This window comes from Winogradskyella ouciana, from assembly GCF_009709615.1.
Lineage (GTDB): Bacteria > Bacteroidota > Bacteroidia > Flavobacteriales > Flavobacteriaceae > Winogradskyella > Winogradskyella ouciana.
This window is the reverse complement of record NZ_WJYA01000127.1, coordinates 1-269: the sequence shown is the minus strand read 5'-3', so window position 1 is coordinate 269 and position 269 is coordinate 1. Positions and strand designations below refer to the sequence as shown.

The window sequence follows — 269 nt, the reverse complement described above, 5'->3', positions numbered from 1 at the left end:
AATTCCGAATTGGTTTATCAAGAATGGAGCGTGTAGTGCGTGAAAGAATGTCCATCCAGGATACAAACACGATCACTCCACAGCAACTGATTAACATCAGACCTGTTATTGCATCCATTAAAGAGTTCTTCGGAAGCTCACAGCTTTCTCAGTTCATGGACCAAACGAATCCACTTGCTGAATTAACACACAAACGTCGTTTGTCTGCATTATGACCTGGTGGTTTGACTCGTGAACGTGCTGGATTTGAAGTACGTGACGTTCACTAC

1 pseudogene is annotated in these 269 nt (G+C 43.1%); it reads left to right on the top strand.

Annotated features, from left to right (window positions below):
* Positions 1–212: pseudogene (locus tag F1003_RS18780) on the top strand (hypothetical protein); the annotation flags it as partial.
* Between the last annotated feature and the right edge of the window lie 57 nt (positions 213–269).